This is a genomic window from Methylocaldum sp. GT1TLB (assembly GCF_051027445.1).
Lineage (GTDB): Bacteria > Pseudomonadota > Gammaproteobacteria > Methylococcales > Methylococcaceae > Methylocaldum.
Map to the genome: position 1 here is coordinate 4,633,650 of NZ_CP194898.1, position 16,476 is coordinate 4,650,125.

Annotated in this window: 17 protein-coding genes; 5 read left to right on the plus strand and 12 right to left on the minus strand. The window is 57.7% G+C overall.

Translation table 11 applies throughout. The features are described from left to right. Window positions 1-201: 201 nt before the first annotated feature. Window positions 202-2,877: a cation-translocating P-type ATPase gene (locus tag ACR2R1_RS20400; RefSeq protein ID WP_347258642.1), complete on the minus strand. Its 2,676-nt coding sequence runs from the start codon at window positions 2,875-2,877 to the stop codon at window positions 202-204. 188 nt (window positions 2,878-3,065) lie between these two features. Here ACR2R1_RS20400 and ACR2R1_RS20405 point away from each other — a divergent pair, with 188 nt between their 5' ends. Further along, window positions 3,066-3,725, plus strand: a complete 660-nt coding sequence (locus ACR2R1_RS20405) for a hypothetical protein (protein WP_205780626.1) — start codon at window positions 3,066-3,068, stop codon at window positions 3,723-3,725. Between the two features lie 264 nt (window positions 3,726-3,989). On the opposite strand, the gene ACR2R1_RS20410 is transcribed toward ACR2R1_RS20405, so the two are convergent. The 11 genes from ACR2R1_RS20410 to ACR2R1_RS20460 all read right to left on the minus strand — a co-directional run bounded on the left by ACR2R1_RS20410 (window position 3,990) and on the right by ACR2R1_RS20460 (window position 13,801). Beyond that, the gene (locus ACR2R1_RS20410; protein WP_086133061.1) at window positions 3,990-5,672 is read right to left on the minus strand and encodes a sensor histidine kinase; all 1,683 of its coding nucleotides are present in this window, start codon (window positions 5,670-5,672) and stop codon (window positions 3,990-3,992) included. Further along, entirely contained in the window at window positions 5,662-6,126 is a 465-nt protein-coding gene (locus ACR2R1_RS20415) for a response regulator (RefSeq protein WP_086133062.1), read from the minus strand. Before ACR2R1_RS20415 ends, ACR2R1_RS20410 begins: the two co-directional genes overlap by 11 nt. Then, the gene (locus ACR2R1_RS20420) at window positions 6,123-7,607 is read right to left on the minus strand and encodes a PAS domain S-box protein (protein WP_434111710.1); all 1,485 of its coding nucleotides are present in this window, start codon (window positions 7,605-7,607) and stop codon (window positions 6,123-6,125) included. Before ACR2R1_RS20420 ends, ACR2R1_RS20415 begins: the two co-directional genes overlap by 4 nt. Before the next feature lie 87 nt (window positions 7,608-7,694). Beyond that, window positions 7,695-8,315, minus strand: coding sequence for a response regulator (locus ACR2R1_RS20425; protein ID WP_434111712.1), 621 nt, complete (start codon window positions 8,313-8,315; stop codon window positions 7,695-7,697). Further along, window positions 8,312-9,967 carry a GAF domain-containing protein gene (locus ACR2R1_RS20430; protein ID WP_086133063.1) on the minus strand — a complete coding sequence of 552 codons (1,656 nt, stop codon included), beginning with the start codon at window positions 9,965-9,967 and terminating at the stop codon, window positions 8,312-8,314. Before ACR2R1_RS20430 ends, ACR2R1_RS20425 begins: the two co-directional genes overlap by 4 nt. Next, window positions 9,967-10,308 carry a hypothetical protein gene (locus ACR2R1_RS20435; protein WP_240502350.1) on the minus strand — a complete coding sequence of 114 codons (342 nt, stop codon included), beginning with the start codon at window positions 10,306-10,308 and terminating at the stop codon, window positions 9,967-9,969. Before ACR2R1_RS20435 ends, ACR2R1_RS20430 begins: the two co-directional genes overlap by 1 nt. 742 nt (window positions 10,309-11,050) lie before the next feature. Next, window positions 11,051-11,389 carry a small metal-binding protein SmbP gene (smbP, locus tag ACR2R1_RS20440; RefSeq protein WP_240506766.1) on the minus strand — a complete coding sequence of 113 codons (339 nt, stop codon included), beginning with the start codon at window positions 11,387-11,389 and terminating at the stop codon, window positions 11,051-11,053. A gap of 159 nt (window positions 11,390-11,548) precedes the next feature. Continuing rightward, on the minus strand, window positions 11,549-12,058 hold the full coding sequence (smbP, locus tag ACR2R1_RS20445) for a small metal-binding protein SmbP (RefSeq protein ID WP_077727895.1): 510 nt from the start codon (window positions 12,056-12,058) through the stop codon (window positions 11,549-11,551). A gap of 156 nt (window positions 12,059-12,214) precedes the next feature. Next, on the minus strand, window positions 12,215-12,646 hold the full coding sequence (locus ACR2R1_RS20450; RefSeq protein ID WP_434111715.1) for a hypothetical protein: 432 nt from the start codon (window positions 12,644-12,646) through the stop codon (window positions 12,215-12,217). 166 nt (window positions 12,647-12,812) lie between these two features. Beyond that, window positions 12,813-13,214: a CoA-binding protein gene (locus tag ACR2R1_RS20455; RefSeq protein WP_434111718.1), complete on the minus strand. Its 402-nt coding sequence runs from the start codon at window positions 13,212-13,214 to the stop codon at window positions 12,813-12,815. A gap of 20 nt (window positions 13,215-13,234) precedes the next feature. After that, window positions 13,235-13,801 (minus strand): IMPACT family protein, encoded by a 567-nt coding sequence (locus ACR2R1_RS20460; protein ID WP_156879475.1) that lies wholly within the window; start codon window positions 13,799-13,801, stop codon window positions 13,235-13,237. A 90-nt stretch (window positions 13,802-13,891) separates the two neighbouring features. On the opposite strand from ACR2R1_RS20460, the gene ACR2R1_RS20465 reads away from it, so the two are divergent. The 4 genes from ACR2R1_RS20465 to ACR2R1_RS20480 all read left to right on the plus strand — a co-directional run bounded on the left by ACR2R1_RS20465 (window position 13,892) and on the right by ACR2R1_RS20480 (window position 16,466). After that, a complete protein-coding gene (locus ACR2R1_RS20465) occupies window positions 13,892-14,890 on the plus strand; it encodes a ribonuclease Z (protein ID WP_077727899.1) in 999 nt (332 codons plus the stop codon). An 87-nt stretch (window positions 14,891-14,977) separates the two neighbouring features. Beyond that, on the plus strand, window positions 14,978-15,589 hold the full coding sequence (gene wrbA / locus ACR2R1_RS20470; RefSeq protein ID WP_077727900.1) for an NAD(P)H:quinone oxidoreductase: 612 nt from the start codon (window positions 14,978-14,980) through the stop codon (window positions 15,587-15,589). Window positions 15,590-15,611: 22 nt separating this feature from the next. Next, the gene (locus ACR2R1_RS20475; RefSeq protein ID WP_205780628.1) at window positions 15,612-15,878 is read left to right on the plus strand and encodes a hypothetical protein; all 267 of its coding nucleotides are present in this window, start codon (window positions 15,612-15,614) and stop codon (window positions 15,876-15,878) included. Window positions 15,879-15,992: 114 nt separating this feature from the next. After that, a complete protein-coding gene (locus tag ACR2R1_RS20480; RefSeq protein ID WP_077727902.1) occupies window positions 15,993-16,466 on the plus strand; it encodes a DUF2231 domain-containing protein in 474 nt (157 codons plus the stop codon). The last annotated feature ends 10 nt before the right edge of the window (window positions 16,467-16,476 follow it).

Genomic DNA, 16,476 nt, shown 5'->3' on the forward strand with positions numbered 1-16,476 from the left:
GCGGCTGTTTGGTGGGTTAATTCCAAATCGCTTTCAATAAGGCATTCATTTTGTAGGATGGGTAGAGCGAAGCGAAACCCATCGATGGTGGGTTACGCTCCGCTAACCCACCTACAATTAATGGTCACTCGAATGCCGAATGGAATAAGATCCATGCCTAACCCGCGCGCTTTCGAAACGGTGTACGATTCTGCCACCGGTTTAGGGCGCCGCCATTAATCTCGCCAGTCCCTTCCGCATTTCCTCCATCAACAACATTCCCAATGCAAACGGCAGAGTAAACAGCCAGACGTCGAGCTCTATGGGCGCGGTGCCGAAGATGTTGTTGCCCCAAGGCGTGTAATCGATGAACAGGATCAAGGCGATTTCCAGCAGAATGCCGACCAGGATTAATCGGTTGTTGAAAAGGGGAGAGCGGAACAGGGGGCGGTCCGGATGTTTGCACAGAAAGACGTTCATCACCTGCATGACGATGATGGCCGACAGACAGGCCGTGGTGGCTCGGAGATAAATCGGGTTGTCTCGGGCCAAGGTTTGGCCGTACTGCCAGCCGGCTCCATGGAGCACGTAGAAAAAGGCCGCCATGGCGGCGAGGGCTTCGAGAACTCCGAGGAACAGGTAGGCACGCGTGAGCAACGGCCAGGTGAGCAGTTTTTCCCTGGCCGATCGGGGCGGCTTTTTCATGCAGACGGGGTCCGGGCGATCCGCTCCGAGTCCCAGGGCCGGCACCATATCGGTGCCGAGGTCGACCGCCAGAATCTGGATGATGGTCAGGGGCAGCGGAATGCTGAACAGGGCGAAAGCGAGGTAAGGCACGAGTTCGGGAATGTTGGACGTGAGTATGTAGGACATGAACTTGCGGATATTGCCGAATACCGCCCGCCCTTCCTCTATCGCGCTGACGATGCTCGCGAAATTGTCGTCCAGGAGAATCATGTCGGCGGATTCCTTGGCCACGTCGGTTCCGGCAATGCCCATGGCGATGCCGATGTCGGCGGTCTTGAGCGCCGGGGCGTCGTTGACTCCGTCGCCGGTCACCGCCACTACGTGCCGTTTGCGTTTCAGGGCGTCGACGATGCGCATCTTCTGGTCGGCGCCGAGCCGGGCGAAGATGACTTCTTCTTTGTCGAGCGCGAGCTGTAGCTGCGTGTTGGAGAGCCGCCGCAATTCGTCGCCGGTGATCACGTGGGGGTGATTGCCGCGGAGCAGACCGATTTCCCGGGCGATCGCCTTGGCGGTGTGAGGGTGATCGCCGGTGACCATGATGACCTTGATGCCTGCCTGAAGGCATTTTTCGATGGCGGACGGTACCTCGGGACGGGGCGGGTCTTCGAGGCCGACCAGGGCGGTCAGTATCAGGTTCTCTTCCAATCGATCGTGATTATAGGTATCCGAGATTTCGCGATGGGCAAAGGCGAGGATGCGAAGTCCGCGTTCCGCCATCGTTTCTTGGGCATAGACAAACCGGCGGCGCATTTCCTCGGTCAGCGGCACGATTTCTTCGCCGATCTGCACGTCGGAGCACAGCGGCAGCACGGTTTCCAGGGCGCCTTTGGCGTACAGCCGGTTCCCCTCCGGCGTGCGGCTCAAAATCGAAAGGCGCTTCCGGTCCGTGTCGAAAGGGATCTCGTCGATTTTCGGATAGGCGGCGGTATCGTTCAGGAACCGTTCCGCCATCCGCACCAGCGCGATCTCCATGGGATCGCCGAGTAGCTCCCGCTTTCCGTCGCGGCTCGTTTCCTTGAGGTTCTGGCAGTTGCGCGCGCACTCCCAAAGTCTCGGGTAGGTTGCAGCGAGTTGTTCGTCGATATCTTCCGGATGACAGACTTCATTGCCGAAGAAGATTTGTCTCGCCGCCATGCGGTTTTGCGTCAGGGTGCCGGTCTTGTCCGTGCAGATGACGGTGGCCGAGCCCAATGTTTCGACCGATGGCAGGTGGCGTACCAAGGCATTGCGTTTGGCCATGCGCTGGGTGGCCATGGCGAGGGAGAGGGTAACCGTGGGCAGCAGGCCTTCCGGTACGTTGGCGACGATGATGCCGATGGCGAAGATGAAATCCTGCCAAAACGACAGGCCGGCCGCCCGCCCGATGAAAAAGAAGACGATGCCCAATGAGACGGCAAGCATGCCGACGATCCGGCTCAGGCGGAGGATTTCGTTTTGGAGAGGGGAAACGGGTTCGCCTGCCGTTTGAGTGAGGTGGGCGATCTTGCCGAATTCGGTGTGCATGCCGGTGTGGAAGACCACCGCCCGGCCTTCGCCGGAGACGACGGCGGTGCCCGCCAGCAGGACATTGCGAGCGTGAATGAGCTCGTCCGTCGCCGAGGGCTGCGCGTCTCTGGCTTGGGGTAAGGCTTCGCCGGTTACCGTGGCGTTGTTCACCCTCAGGGCAAAAGCCTCCAGAACCCGGCAGTCGACGGGTACGTTGTCGCCTTCCTGCAGCAGGATCACATCGCCCGGCACGATGTCCGAAGCATCCGCAAGGCGCACGCTGCCTTCGCGCATCACCTTGATTTGCAGCGGCAGGAGCTTTTGCAGCGCGGCGATGGCTCTTTCGGCCCGGTATTCCTGCCAGAACGAAAACAGCCCGTTGACGAGGATCACGCCGATAATGGCGAAACCCAGAGTTTCCATGCCTTCCCCCGGCGCTTTCCAATCCCCGAAAAACGCCAATGCCGCGGCAAGCCAGAGGAGCAGGGCGAAAAAGTGAGTGAACTGCCTGGCGAAGCGTAGTGCGACGGATTCCCGCTCGAACTCCGTAAGCCGGTTGGCACCATATTCACGGAGCCGGCGGGCCGCTTCGGTTTCACTTAGCCCTTCGGGTTGAGTATGAAGGCTTGTCAAGGCCTGATCGGGTTGGAGATGATGGATTTTCATGCCGCCTTTTGGGGTGAACCGATCCAGCAAACGCCTTGGCCGCCGTAGGCAATTTCGCGGATTTTCGTCAAGCGGCCGAAATATGTACAGAAAAAGAACTTATATGCTATAAACCCCGCGCTATCACGCCGATGTTTCAATACGCGGACAGTTAGAACCCACTCAACTAAACAGTCGGTTTACAGAGTATGACCAATCAACAATTCGATAAGACTCGCTTTTCTGTTCTGAGAAATGGTTTTTGCGCCTTCTCTATCGCCGTGGCTGGGCTATTGGCCGGCTGCGATGCCGGTCCCGGCGGCAGTTCTTCTGCGCCGGCCATGTCGGAAGCGAAAATCAGCGGGAACGTTCAGGATCAACACGGTCCCGTTACGGATGCCAAGATCGAAGTGCGGGACAAGAACGGTCAGTTAGTGACGACGACGGAGGTTACGAGCACCTCGAACCAGTACTCGATTACCGTCCCCGCGGGCACTGCGTATCCCATCGTGCTGACCGCCACTCCGAACAATCCGGCGCCGGGTCGCGGTCCGGTCAAGGCCGTGGTAACCAGTTCACTAGCCGACCGTATGGACATCACCGACGTCACCACCATCGTGGTCGATTCGGCCATGACCTTGGGCGGCTTGACCGAAGCGAACATCGCCAAGGCGTCCGGCGGCGCGATCGGCTTGCGCCAGCGCCAAGGCGCGAGCGCGGCAGCGGGCGGCGGCGGTGCGGGTCCCGGCCAGAGCGGCGGCGGCGTCAGCCGTGGTGGGCACGGCGGGCATGGCGAGCATGTGCCTTCCGGTTCCGGCGCATCTCCGTCCGACAGCAGCTCCGACCAACAGCAGCCGGCGCAGCAGTAATACGGTGTAATCGACTTTAGCCTTTCGGCCGGGATGCTTTAGCTTTTTTAAAGACTCCCGGCGATTTTCCCGAAGCCGGCAGATGAGCTCGACGAGCCGTCTGCCGGTTTTCTTTTTGGTCGCGGCTCGGACCTTGTTGAAACGGGCAGGCCGCGATTGGAAGGGTCGCGACTAAAGCGACCGTTTGCGATTGGGAAGGGATTGCCGACCTACCTATCGGGCTCTCTGACACCGACCAGAGAGGGATACGGGAAGCGGGAGTCCCTACAAGCGTATGGGCTTTTTGGGCAGCGTGTCGGTAGGTGAGAGTTCCGGCAGCACGGGCAAGCGGACCACAAATTCGCTGCCTTGGCCAGGACCGGGACTGGAGACGCACACGGTTCCTCCGTGCAATTCCACTAAGCGGCGGACGATCGTGAGACCAATGCCGAGACCGCCTTGGGATCGATCAAGCGTGCGCTCGGCCTGGGTGAAGAGATCGAAGACCTGGGGCAGTATCTCGGCCGGTATGCCGAGACCGGTGTCCCGCACGCGAAGCTCGATGTCGGAGCCGTCCCGATTTGCGGTGAGCCAGAGGGCGCCCCCTTTCGGCGTGTATTTGGCGGCATTGTTCAGCAAATTGCCCAAGACTTGGATCAGCCGGATGCTGTCGCCCTCCAGGTATACGGGAGCGGAGGGGAGAGTGACGGTGAAGGCGTGTTTCCGTTCATCAAGGAGAGGTCGCGTGACCTCGATGGCGCGGGCCACGATATCGCTCAGCTCGATCGTGTCTTTTTTGAGTTCCACTTTGCCGCGCGTGATGCGGGAAACGTCGAGAAGGTCATCCACCAACCTGACCAGATGGGCCGTCTGCCGATCGATTACATCCTCCGCCCATTGATGTTGCGGATGTTGCGGACCGATCCGCCGCAGGAGTTCCACCGCATTTCGAATCGGGCCCAAGGGGTTGCGCAGTTCGTGGGCCAGCATGGCCAAGAATTCGTTCTTGCGGTGGTCGGCTTCTTGGAGTGATGTTTGGGCCTGTATCAGATCGTCGATATCCGAGCATGAGCCAAACCACTTGATGATGTGGCCGGCCTCGTCGCGGATCGGTTGGGCGCGACACATCACCCACCGGTACTCGCCGTCTCGATGGCGGAGCCGATGCTTCATCTCGTAAGGTTCGCCGGTCTGGAGGCAATGCTTTCGGCGTTCATTGACCAGTTCCACTTCTTCGGGATGCAAAGCCCGCATCCAGCTGAAGCCCTTTTCTGAGTCGCACGGCTGTCCGGTGAATTCATGAAAGCGCGGGTTGGTGTAGTCGACCCGCCCATCCGGACAAACCGTGAAGACGATATCCGGCACTGTCTCGGCTAGGGCGCGGAATCGCTGCTTGCTTTCGCGCAGCGCCCGCTCCACCCGCGCGCGCTGGACGATCTCCCGCCTTAAGGTTTCATTGGCTTGCACCAGTTCGGAGGTGCGCTCCTGCACCCGCGTTTCCAGTTCGGCGTAAGCTTGGCGCAATGCTTCCTGAGCCCGCTTCCGCTCGATAATCTCATGCCATTTGCTCAAGGTGCACTTGACGATATGCGGCATGGCGGACAGGGTGGCCTCGGACTTGACGAGATAATCCAGAGCCCCGGCCTTCATCGCCTCGACTGCGATCGCCTCGTTCCCGTAGCAGGTCATAACGATGACCGGATAAGACGTATTCGAGCCTTCCTGCGGCAAAAGCTCCGTACCTTTCCCGTCGGGCAGCCGCAAATCGGTGATCACGAGATCCGGTAGGGCGACGGCAAGCGCCTCCCGCGCCTCGCGGAGATGGCGTACCACCGTCAGACGAACGGGTTCGCCTTGAGCCTCGAATGCTCTCTGTATGAGCTCGGCGTGGCTAGTATCATCCTCGGCCAAAAGGATGTGAAGGATGGTGTCGGCTATCGGCGCAGCTGCGGATGGCTCAGGTTTCATGAACAGTTCGGTCGGACCAGGGGTAGTGATTCCAGGCCAGCCAATAAAAGCCCAGATCTTCCATCATCCGGGTGAAATTCTCGAAATCGACGGGCTTGACGAGATAGCTGTTGGCATGCTGGCCGTAAGCTCTGGCGATGTCTTGCTCGGCTCGTGAGGTGGTGAGAATGACGACCGGCAGATTCGCAATGGACGGCGATGCCCTGATTCTACCCAGGACTTCAATGCCATTGATGCGGGGAAGGTTGAGGTCCAGCAGGACGACGTGCGGCCTCGGGCTGGTTTGCGGATCGGCATACGCGCCCTGTCGCAGCAGATAATCCAAGGCTTCCGCGCCCTGGCTGACATGATAGATCCGGTTCGCCACGCGGTGTTCCTGAAAACAGCGGATGACCAGTTCGGCATGATCCGGATTGTCTTCGACCAACAGGATATTCAGGACTTCTCCCTTCATGCTGGATCCCTCAGGGAAAAATAAAACGTGCAACCCAGCCCTTGACCTTCCGAGTCTACCCAGAGACTTCCGCCGTGCACCTCGACGATTCGCTTGACGATCGCCAGTCCGATTCCGGTACCCTCCGTATTGGGATCGAGCCGCTCGAACAGGCCGAAGATCTTCGTATGGTAGCTTGGCTCGATTCCGATACCGTTGTCACGTACAAAATAGACGATTTCTCCTTCTCTTGCTTCCGCGCCGATCTCGATCAAGGGTTCATCCTGGTCACCCATGAATTTGACGGCGTTTTCTATCAGGTTGAGCCACACCTCGAAGATCCGCTTCGGATCGCCGACCGCGTCGGGCAGACCGCGGCTGATCTCGGTCCGCAGTTTACGCCCGGGAAGCCGGTCCCTGACAAGCTCGACCGCCTCATGGACGAGAGCGCGCATCGAGACCTTTTCGCGCGGATTCGCGACGCGGCCGATGCGAGACAGCTCCAGCAGATCTTCCAGCAAGGTCTGCATTCGGCTCGCCGCCGCACGGATCCGCCGGATGTCTCCGCGCATACGCTCGAAATCTCCCCGCGTCGCGCTTTGTTCCAGCATGCCTGAAAATCCCTGGATGGTAATCAAGGGACTCTTGAGATCGTGCGAGGCGGTGTAAATGAACCGCTCCAATTCCGCATTTTTTTCTGTCAGCTGTTCGAGGAGAGCAGCCTGTTGTTCCTGGGCTTTTCGGCGTTCGGTCACATCGCGAATGATTCCGGTGAACAGGCGATGGTTGCCCAGAGGGGTTTCGGCGACGGTCAGTTCGATGGGAAAAGTGGATCCATCCCGACGCAGCCCGAGGACTTCGCGGCCGATGCCGATGACCCGGCGTTCCCCCGTTCTGAGATAGCGGGCAATGTAGGCGTTGTGTTCGTCGCGGTAAGGGGAGGGCATCAGGAGAGTGATGCTCTGGCCTTTTACCTCCGCTTCGGTGTACCCGAACATGCGCTCGGCCGCGGGATTAAAGGTCTCGATGAGCCCCCGCTCGTCGATCACGATGATGGCGTCGACGGCGGTCTCGAGAATCGCGCGCAAGCGCACCGTCTGGTTCGCCAAGGCTTTCTCGGCGAGTTTGCGGCGACTGATGTCGTGAACCGTAGCCAATACGAAACGACCTTGCTCGGCCTCTAGGAGAATTAGGCTTATATCCGCTGGAAATTCGGTTCCATCCTTGCGCAAGCCGAAAAGATCCAGTCCTTCCCCCATGGGGCGGGAGCGGGGATGTTCGGCGTAACCCGCACGCTGTTCTCGATGCCGCCCGCGAAACCGTTCCGGCATGAGGTCTTCGACCGTGAGTTCCGCCAGTTCTTCGCGGGCATAGCCGAAAAGTTTTTCCAGCGCGGGATTGGAAAAAAGGATTTTTCCCTTGATGTCCGTAATCGCCATGCCATCCAAAGAGGACTCCAGCCATACACCGAAGTTCTTTTTTTTCAGCAGGAATTCCATCATGAAATGCCCGGAAAATGGTAAGAAACCCTTGATCGGTGAATCGATCAAGTGATTTTAAGCCGGTTGCAGTAAGAAAATTCTTATTTTTTAAAGGGTAATCAGTCCGTGGCGCAAGGCTAGATGGGTGAGTTGCACGACATTCGCAAGCCGGAGTTTTCGCATGAGATGCGTTTGATGCACGCTGATGGTCTTGGGGCTGGTGTGCAAGAGTTCGGCGATTTCCGCCACGGAACGACCCTGGGCCAGATGGCGGAAAACCTCGAATTCGCGCGGCGTCAAGAGCTCTACGGGCTTTTGCGATTGAGTCGACGCGGCTCGTTTCAGATGTTTGTCGAAGAAAAAGTCGCCGCTGAAGACGATCCGTGTCGCTTCCACGATCAATTTGGCCGCGCTCCGCTTGCCGAGATACCCCCGGACGCCGGTTTCCCGCGCGCGCTCGATGAGCACTTCGCTTTCATAAGCGGAAAACATCAGAATTCTCGCACGGGAATCGCGTTTCAGGATCTTGCGGGCTGCTTCGAGTCCGCTGATGCCGGGAAGGGCCACGTCCATGACGACGATGTCCGGCTGGTGTTTCAGATAGGCCTGATAGGCCTCTTCCCCGTCTGCCGCTTCGGCCAGGACGGTGATATCGGGCGCTTGCTCCAATAGGCGCCGGTAGCCGCTGCGCACTACCGGATGATCGTCGACTAGCAGTACGGAGATCATGGTCTGGCTTGGCTAGGAATTTCGATCGCTACGCAGGTTCCCTGTCCGCTCTGGCTCTCCAGGCTGAAGAGTCCTCCAAGCGCCTCGACCCGTTCGCGGACGCCCATCAATCCCAGTCCCCGCTTCGTTTCCCGGGACGATAAACCGACGCCATTGTCCTTGATCAACAGGCGGACGGAAACCGACTCGCCGGGCACAGGTCCAAAATGCCGCTGACACGATTCTCCCTGGCACGCGATACTCTCGCAGACCATGACTTCGGCTTGCGTCGCCCGGGCATGCCTGCCGATGTTATTCATGCACTCCTGGACGATTCGATACACCGTAATCTTAAGCGTTTCATCCAGGACGCCGAGATCGCCGATGATGGTCAGTTTCCAACTGATGTCGCGATAATGCGATCGGTATTCGTTGACTAATTCTTCGAGGGCTTCGGCCAGTCCCAGTTGATCGAGCAAGGGCGGACGCAGATTCTCGATCAGGCTGCGGACGGTGTCATGAAAGCGGATCAGCAAGGCTTCGACGGTTTGAGCGCTGTGATGGATCTCCGGGTGGCTTCGTTCGCTGAGCGAGGACATCATCGCGAGGTCCGCCTGCATGGCAGTCAAATATTGCCCAAGCTCGTCGTGCAGTTCGCGCGCTACTCTCTTGCGCTCCTCTTCCTGGGCCTTGAGCAATTTTCGGGTCAGCTGGCGGTTTTCATTCAGCAACCGCCGGGTTTCCTGCTCGGCTTTACGCCTTTGCGTTTGCTCGCGCGACTGGATCAGAGCGAGTGCCAGGCTATGCGCGAAAGTGGTGGCCAAAACCTCGTCCTCCTCGGAAAAGGGCTCCCCGTTGAGTTTGTCACAGAGATAAACGCGGCCGTACACCTTGCCATCGTCGGCGATCGGCACCGCGAGAAGGCTCTTCATCGGCGGATGGCCGGGCGGAAATCCCGCCGATCGCGGATCACGGGTCAGGTCGTCGAGCCGCAACGACTGGTTTGTTTGAACCACTACGCCGAGCAGTCCTTTCCCTTCCGGCCAGCGGCCGATTCGTTCGATCTGTTCCTGGCTGACGCCGGTGACGAAAAAGCCGTCCAGCTTTCCGTTTTCGTCAATAATCCCGACGGCGCCGTACCGTGCGCGCAGCAGAGTCGCCAGCACGTTGATGCCGCTTTGCGCCATGTTTTCCTCTCCTTCGACATGGGCCATCAAAGCCATCAGCGTGCGGGACGCCTGATTCAGTTCGCCGAGTCGCGTCGACCACAGGCGAAGCTGCCGCTGCTCCTCTTCGAGTTCGGCCGACAGCTTTTGATAGTGATCGAGCAGCAACTCGAGCAAACGCGGACGGGTAACCGCTCCGACGAAGGCGCCGCTATCGTCCGTAACCGGCAAGATCCAGTGGTTCTCCCGTTCCATGAGAGCGAGCGCCGCGACGATGGATGTATCCCGTCCGATGGCCGGCGGTATCGTTCTCGGGAGTAGATCGGCAAAGATTCGGTGAGGCGATTGGGCGATTTCTTCACTGGTTACAAAGCCCAGAAAACGGTCGTTTCCGGAGGAAAAGACGGCGAAGAGGGCCGGCGTGGAAGTTGGGCCGAGTCTGGGGCGTTCTTCGTCAGTGACTTTGATCAGCCCGTCCGCCAAAGCGTCCAGGATGGTCGGTTGCACTAAAACGTTTCCTCCAGGTGCAATTCCGTTTCGACATCGAGGTGAAGAATTTCGGTGTCGTCCATGAAGGGCTTGATTCGCTGGAGCACGAATTCGATGAGTTGTTCCTTGGGGACACGCCGCAGAACCGCTTCGCGTACCAGAATGTCGCTGATGACCTCGTCCTCCAATTCGAGGTGAGCGAACGGATAAGTCATTAAAAGCTCCAGGGATTTTCGGATGGCTTTGCAGCCTATGGTAGCGCGGCGCCCCAACACCAAGCCTTCGTGAACGGGCGGAATCTTGAATTCTCTGATGCGAGCACGCAGGGTATATTTGGTCGTCAATTTATTGTCTTGCACTGCTGGTCTTCTGTTTGCTAGTCAACCGTTATAAGACTCCTAGCGCGGAAAAGTCACCCCTTCCGTCTAAAGAGACTTAGATTAAGTCAGCGACTCCAGAACGTAAATCTTCGGGATCGATAACTTTCATCATTCCAGGGCCGAATAGGAATAGGGTGAAAATAAGCAAGGGGTTCGGTTTCTATTTTCGGGATGAACATCCGATGAAGCGTTCAGGAATCCCTTGAGCCTAAGAAGGATTTTTCGATATTAAATACCCACAATATCGCTAACGAGAGGCAATCAACAGTTCCGTGACGGCAGATGTTAATACTCATAATCGTTCGGTGTCCGCCTCGGAGTCTTCTATCTTGCTTGGATCGAGCTCTCGCAATTTAGTTTAGTGCGACCAATGGCGACTGACATCCGACGAGGTTTTGAGCGGCCTGAATGAATAGACGTCGAGCTTATTCCATTCGACATTCGAGTGAACATTCATCGTAGGATGGGTAGAGCGAAGCGAAACCCATCGATGGCGGGTTAGCCCCTCGGCTCCGCTCGGGACAGGCCCTTCGACAAGCTCAGGACAGGCTCCGCGTAACCCGCCGAATAACCTACAAAAACCAATTTTTTATCGAAAGCGACCTTGGAATCAGAGGTCGAATCATCGAAGAAAATCCGCGTTGTTGGCGGGAGCAATCGGGCAAAAAAGGAGCGGCAGTGAAAATAGCTGCCGCTCCTTTAAAGTACGAAAGCGTGGCTGTTACTGTTTTACGGCATTGAGATGGGTCATCGCTTCTTCGGCCGCTTTTCCGGCTATATCGGCATGCCCCATCTTGCCGTGTTCGATCGCGCCGTCCAGGCTTTTGATTGCCGCATCCAAGTGTGGATTGGGGTTTGCTTGATTTGCCGCCGTGGCGTGAGTTTTCGCGGCTTCCGCGTGCTCGGCCACACCTTTGGCATCGCCCTGTTTGCCGCTATCGACGGCGGCTTGGGCATGCTTCATCGCTTCCCCTTTGTGATCTTCGGCGGCAACGGCGGTGAAACCTAGCGACAATGTGAACAGGCCGGCGAGTAATCCGGACAAGATTTTTCCACGCATAACCATTTCTCCGTTAAAGGGTTGTTCTTCTTGAATGCCCCAATATGGGGCGGGTTACAAATATCACGACGTCAATTTCAAGTCCATCGTTAATACGAAAAACGGCAGCCACGAATGGAATGCCATCCGGTCTGCCGTTTTGTCGCGACAGCATGAAAACTATTTTTTGGCCTGTTTGAGATGGGTAACCGCTTCCTCAGCGGCCTGCCCTGCCATATCGGCGTGGCCCATTTGGCTGTGCTGAATCGCGCTGTCCAGACTTTTCATCGCAGCGGTCAGATGCTCATTGGGATTTTGCTGCATGGCGGCCTCGACATGGGGTTTTGCGGCTTCGGCGTGTTTGCCTACGCCTGCGGCATCGCCCTTCTTGCCGCTGTCGGCAGCGGCTTTTGCGTGCTTCATCGCTTCCTTGACATGGCTTTCCATACCCTCCGTTTCGGCCTTGCCTTTTCCTTCGGTTCCGGTCATCCCGGTACCGCCGGGATAGGGTTGACCGCCTCCGCTACTTTCGCCGGTCGTCCCGCGAACGCCTGTTCCGCTTTGGCCGGTTTCGGTTTGCGACTGCGCATAATATGCGGCGCTGTCTCCGGATCGTTCTGCGGCCGCAGCCGGACTCAGTGTTTGCGTAGTTATGCCGGCAAGCAGACAAAGCAAAATTTTGGAATACATTGCTTTTTCCTCCGTGAAAAATGTTCGGACGGCTAAATCGCCGTATCAGCGGGCGTGGCACAGGCCATACCTATACTCCACGGTCATTGGGGAGCCCTCGGTTGCCGCTTTTCTCGGACGAGAAAGGAATGCGGCAGGAATCAAGGGCTGATGCGCTTACTCGAAATCGCCGCTCCCGGTTTCGGGTTCGGGTTCGGGCATTTCTTCGGGCATCGACGGTTCCTCGGAACCCGGCGTCGGACGTTGGGGAGTTTTGCGTTGGCTCGGTTCAGAGGTTCCGCTCTCGGTGCCTCGGCGTTGGCCCGATTCCGGCGTGCCGCGTTCGCCATTCTTGCGTTTGCCCGTGCCGGACATTCCTTTTTCGTTATTCCGGCGCTTGCCGGCGCCCGACTGGCCGTTATCGTTCCCTTCCCGTCCGGCCGCCTCTCTGACGATCTCTATGACATCGCCTTTCATGGTGCCGTTTTGGAATTCTGCCTTAACGTAAGCGGCGATCCCTATGGGTCGATCCGCGGCAAGGGCCGGATTCAGGCCGAGCAATGAGATAAATGCGCCTAAAAGTAAGCCGATTAGAAATTTCGAGCGCATGGCGTGCCTCCTTTGCACCAAAGTTCGTTCCATGTTCCCGGCGCGACCGGGAAAGTCATTGTTAACACACGGTAGTTTCCCAGTCTCTAGGGAAATTTACTAAGAACCGTGGGCTAATCCTGTAACTCCGGAAAACTCGTCGAGATGAAGTAAGAGCCTTCCGGCGTTAACGCTTGATGTGGCTCTTGATCATGATGCAAGTGTTGGCCAGATAGCTGAAGTCGTTGGAGGCCAGGAAATTCAGGACCTCGGCATTCTCCGCTCCGGGTTGCAGCCACACGTTCCTTAGACCGAGATCGAGACATTGCTTCAGGACGGACAAGGTAGCCTCGGGCGGTATGACGAAATTGACCAGGGTCGGTGTGCCGGGAAGTTGCGCAAGATCCGGATATGCGGGATCGCCATCCACCGACGCGCGATTCGGGTTGACCGCATAAACTTTGTATCCTTTGCCTTTCAGATCGCGATAGATGGCATGGCCGAATTTTCGTTCGTCGTCCGTCGCGCCTACTACGGCGATGACGGTGTCCGGTGCATCCAAAAGGTCGAGCAGAGCGTCGGGTGACAATGCCGTTGTCTCACTGAAAATTACGAATCATTAAACTGCCGATCAATGGCAGGCGCTTCGGAAGCCGGCAAACGCACGACCACGTCGATCTTTTCGCCGAATGTGCGCGAGACGATCTTTCCTCCGGCTTTCTCGACATGATAAGCGAGCGGCTGAAGTTTTGGATAATCGATCCTCAATTTGAGTTCGGCATATTCAACATAGGGCACGAGGGAGGCTTTCTCCAGGGCAAGTTTGGCCGTGCCGCCATAGGCGCGGACCAACCCGCCGGCTCCCAGCTTGATGCCGCCGAAATAACGAACGACCGCGACCAGCGCATTGACGAGATCGAAGCCGGACATATGCGCGAGTATCGGCTTTCCGGCCGTTCCGCTCGGCTCTCCGGCGTCGTTGAAATGGGCGATGATGCCGTTCTCGGTCTTGATCCGATAGGCGAAGGCGAGATGGTGCGCCGTCGGATGAGCGGATGCGATTTCGTACAGCCGCGACCGCAGCTGCGACTCGTCGGTGCAAGGCAGGGCGTAGCCGATGAAGCGCGAGTGATTGACGGTGAAGCTGGCTTCCGAACTTTTTTCGATGAGATACATGGATGAGAAAGATCGAACCGGTGAGTCTAATATCGTGCCCCAAACCCATCATACCGTAGCCGGCTTTAAAGCTTTAACAGAGAGACTTCCATGAAACCGGTGTTTCATCCCGCGCTGGTGAACGACGTGTTCGGCGATCCGGCGGTTTATGTCGATTTTCTGTTCGAGAAGCGTGCTCTGCTGTTCGATCTGGGCGATTTGCGAAATCTGGCGACGCGGAAAATCCTCAGGGTTCGGGATGTGTTCGTTTCCCATGCTCACATGGATCACTTCTTCGGTTTCGATTGGTTGCTGCGCCTGTGCCTAGGGCGGGAAATCCGCATCCGGTTGTTCGGGCCGGCCGGTTTTCTCGGCCAGGTGGAAGCCAAGCTCGCGGGTTATACCTGGAATCTGGTGGAAAACTACGACACCGATTTTACCTTGGATGCGACCGAGGTCTTGAGCGAAACCGAGGCGCGAAGCGCCCGTTTCCGCTGTCGGGCCGAATTTCGCCGCGAAAATGAGCACGAATGGACTATCAGGGACGGCGTTTTGCTCGACGAGGAGAACCACACCGTCCGGTTTGGCCTGTTGGATCATAAGATCCCGTGTCTCGCTTTTGCGCTCCAGGAAAAGCTGCACGTCAATATCTGGAAGAACCGCCTCGACGATCTGGATCTCGAGCCAGGGCCCTGGCTTCAAAGTTTCAAGCGCTCGGTGCTCGACGGATTGCCCGGCGATACGCCGATCACCGCCCGGCGGCGCGGACGGGGCGAAATTACGTTCCGCCTGGACTATCTGGCCGGAACCATCGCCCACATCTCGACCGGACAGAAAATTGCTTACGTGACCGATGCCGTCTATCACGACGCCAATGCCGAGCGCATCGTTCAACTGGCCAAGGGCGCCGACCAGTTCTTCATCGAAGCGGTTTTCGGCGAAGAACTCGTCGAGCGCGCCGCGCAGAAATACCACCTGACCGCCCGCCAAGCAGGCAGCCTGGCTCAGCGCGCCGGGGTCAAGTTTCCCGTGCCGTTCCATTTCTCGCCGATCTACCACGACCGCGAGTACGAACTCAGGGAGGAGTTCGAGCGGGCGTTTCGTGGCTAGACCTATTCACCCTTTTTGAAACAAGTTCCTTAAACTCTCCGGCCCGCCTCGTTTCTAAGGGATATACCCCACAGTCAAGGAGGAAACATGGCTGTCAAGCTCGCGGTCATTTACTACAGCGCCACCGGAACCACTTACCGATTGGCGCGCGGTATCGAGGAAGGGGCTGAGCAATCGGGCGCCGAAGTGCGTTTTAGGAGGGTGCAGGAGCTCGCTCCCGAGGATGCCATTGCGTCCAACCCTCTTTGGGCCGAGCACCGGCAGGAAGCTCGGGATGTGGAGGAGGCGAGCCTGGACGATCTGGTGTGGGCCGATGCCATTGTTTTCGGGACACCGACCCGCTACGGACTGCCTACCGCTCAACTCAAGCAGTTCATCGACAGGACGGGACCTTTGTGGACTCAAGGACAATTGGTGAACAAGATCGTCTCCTCGTTTACCAGTACCGCGACGCCTCACGGCGGGCAGGAAACGACGATCGTCGCCCTCAACAATACCTTCTATCACTGGGGCGCCATCATCGTCGCGCCGGGCTACATCGATCCCATACAGTTCCAAGCCGGGAATCCTTACGGTGTATCGTTCACGAGCAACAACGGGCAGCTCAAGCCGGACGATGTGGCCATGGCCGCGGCAAAATTTCAGGGCAGGCGCGTGGTCGCGGTAACGGCGCAGTTCCTTGCTGGTCAAAAACAGTAGTAAGCCGACCGGAGCCGGTTAAATGGCTCAGCGAGCGGTTGGGGAAACAGCCATGGTGAAGCTTCACGACAAGGAAACCGGCGCGTTCGTCGGAGAAATCAGCGACCAACAGCTTCAACAGTTGATGGATGTATTGGAGGAAGAAAGCTCGATCGACAGGGACTATTTCGTCAATCGAGCCCAGCTGGAGTTTTTGGAGGAACAGGGACTCGATAGAGCGTTGATCGGTCTGCTGCGGACGGCTTTGGGTAACAGGGAAGGCATGGAGATCGTTTGGGGGAAATCATGAATCGAGGGGTCGCTTGGGCGTATCGCAAGCCGCCTTCGATACGGCTGCGATTGCCGCGGTGACTTTTCAACTCATCAAATCGTGCGACTGGTGTTCCAGTTCCAAGGAGGCAGTATGCAAAGCAAAGCTAAGATTCTCGGCCACCCGGCCCATCCGATACTGATCGTATTTCCGCTCGGGTTGCTGTCCACAGGTGTTGTCTTCGACATCATTTATCTGATGACGGGTTCGCCGAGTTTTGTGACGGTCGCCTTCTGGATGATCGCGGCAGGAATCATAGGCGGGCTGATTGCTGCGCCGTTCGGCTTGATCGACTGGCTGGCCATACCGCCCAATACCCGCGCCAAGTATATCGGACTGATGCACGGTGTCGGCAATGTGGTGGTACTGCTGCTTTTCATCGCCAGTTGGTGGCTCCGGCGGAATATCGATTTCCCCGGAGCTTGGGCCTTCGTTCTGTCGTTTGCCGGTTTCGCATTGGTCTTGATCACCGGATGGCTGGGCGGCGAATTGGTAGACCGGCTGGGCGTCGGTGTCGACGACGACGCCGATCTGAACGCGCCGAGCTCTCTGCACAAAACGCACTGATCAGATGGGA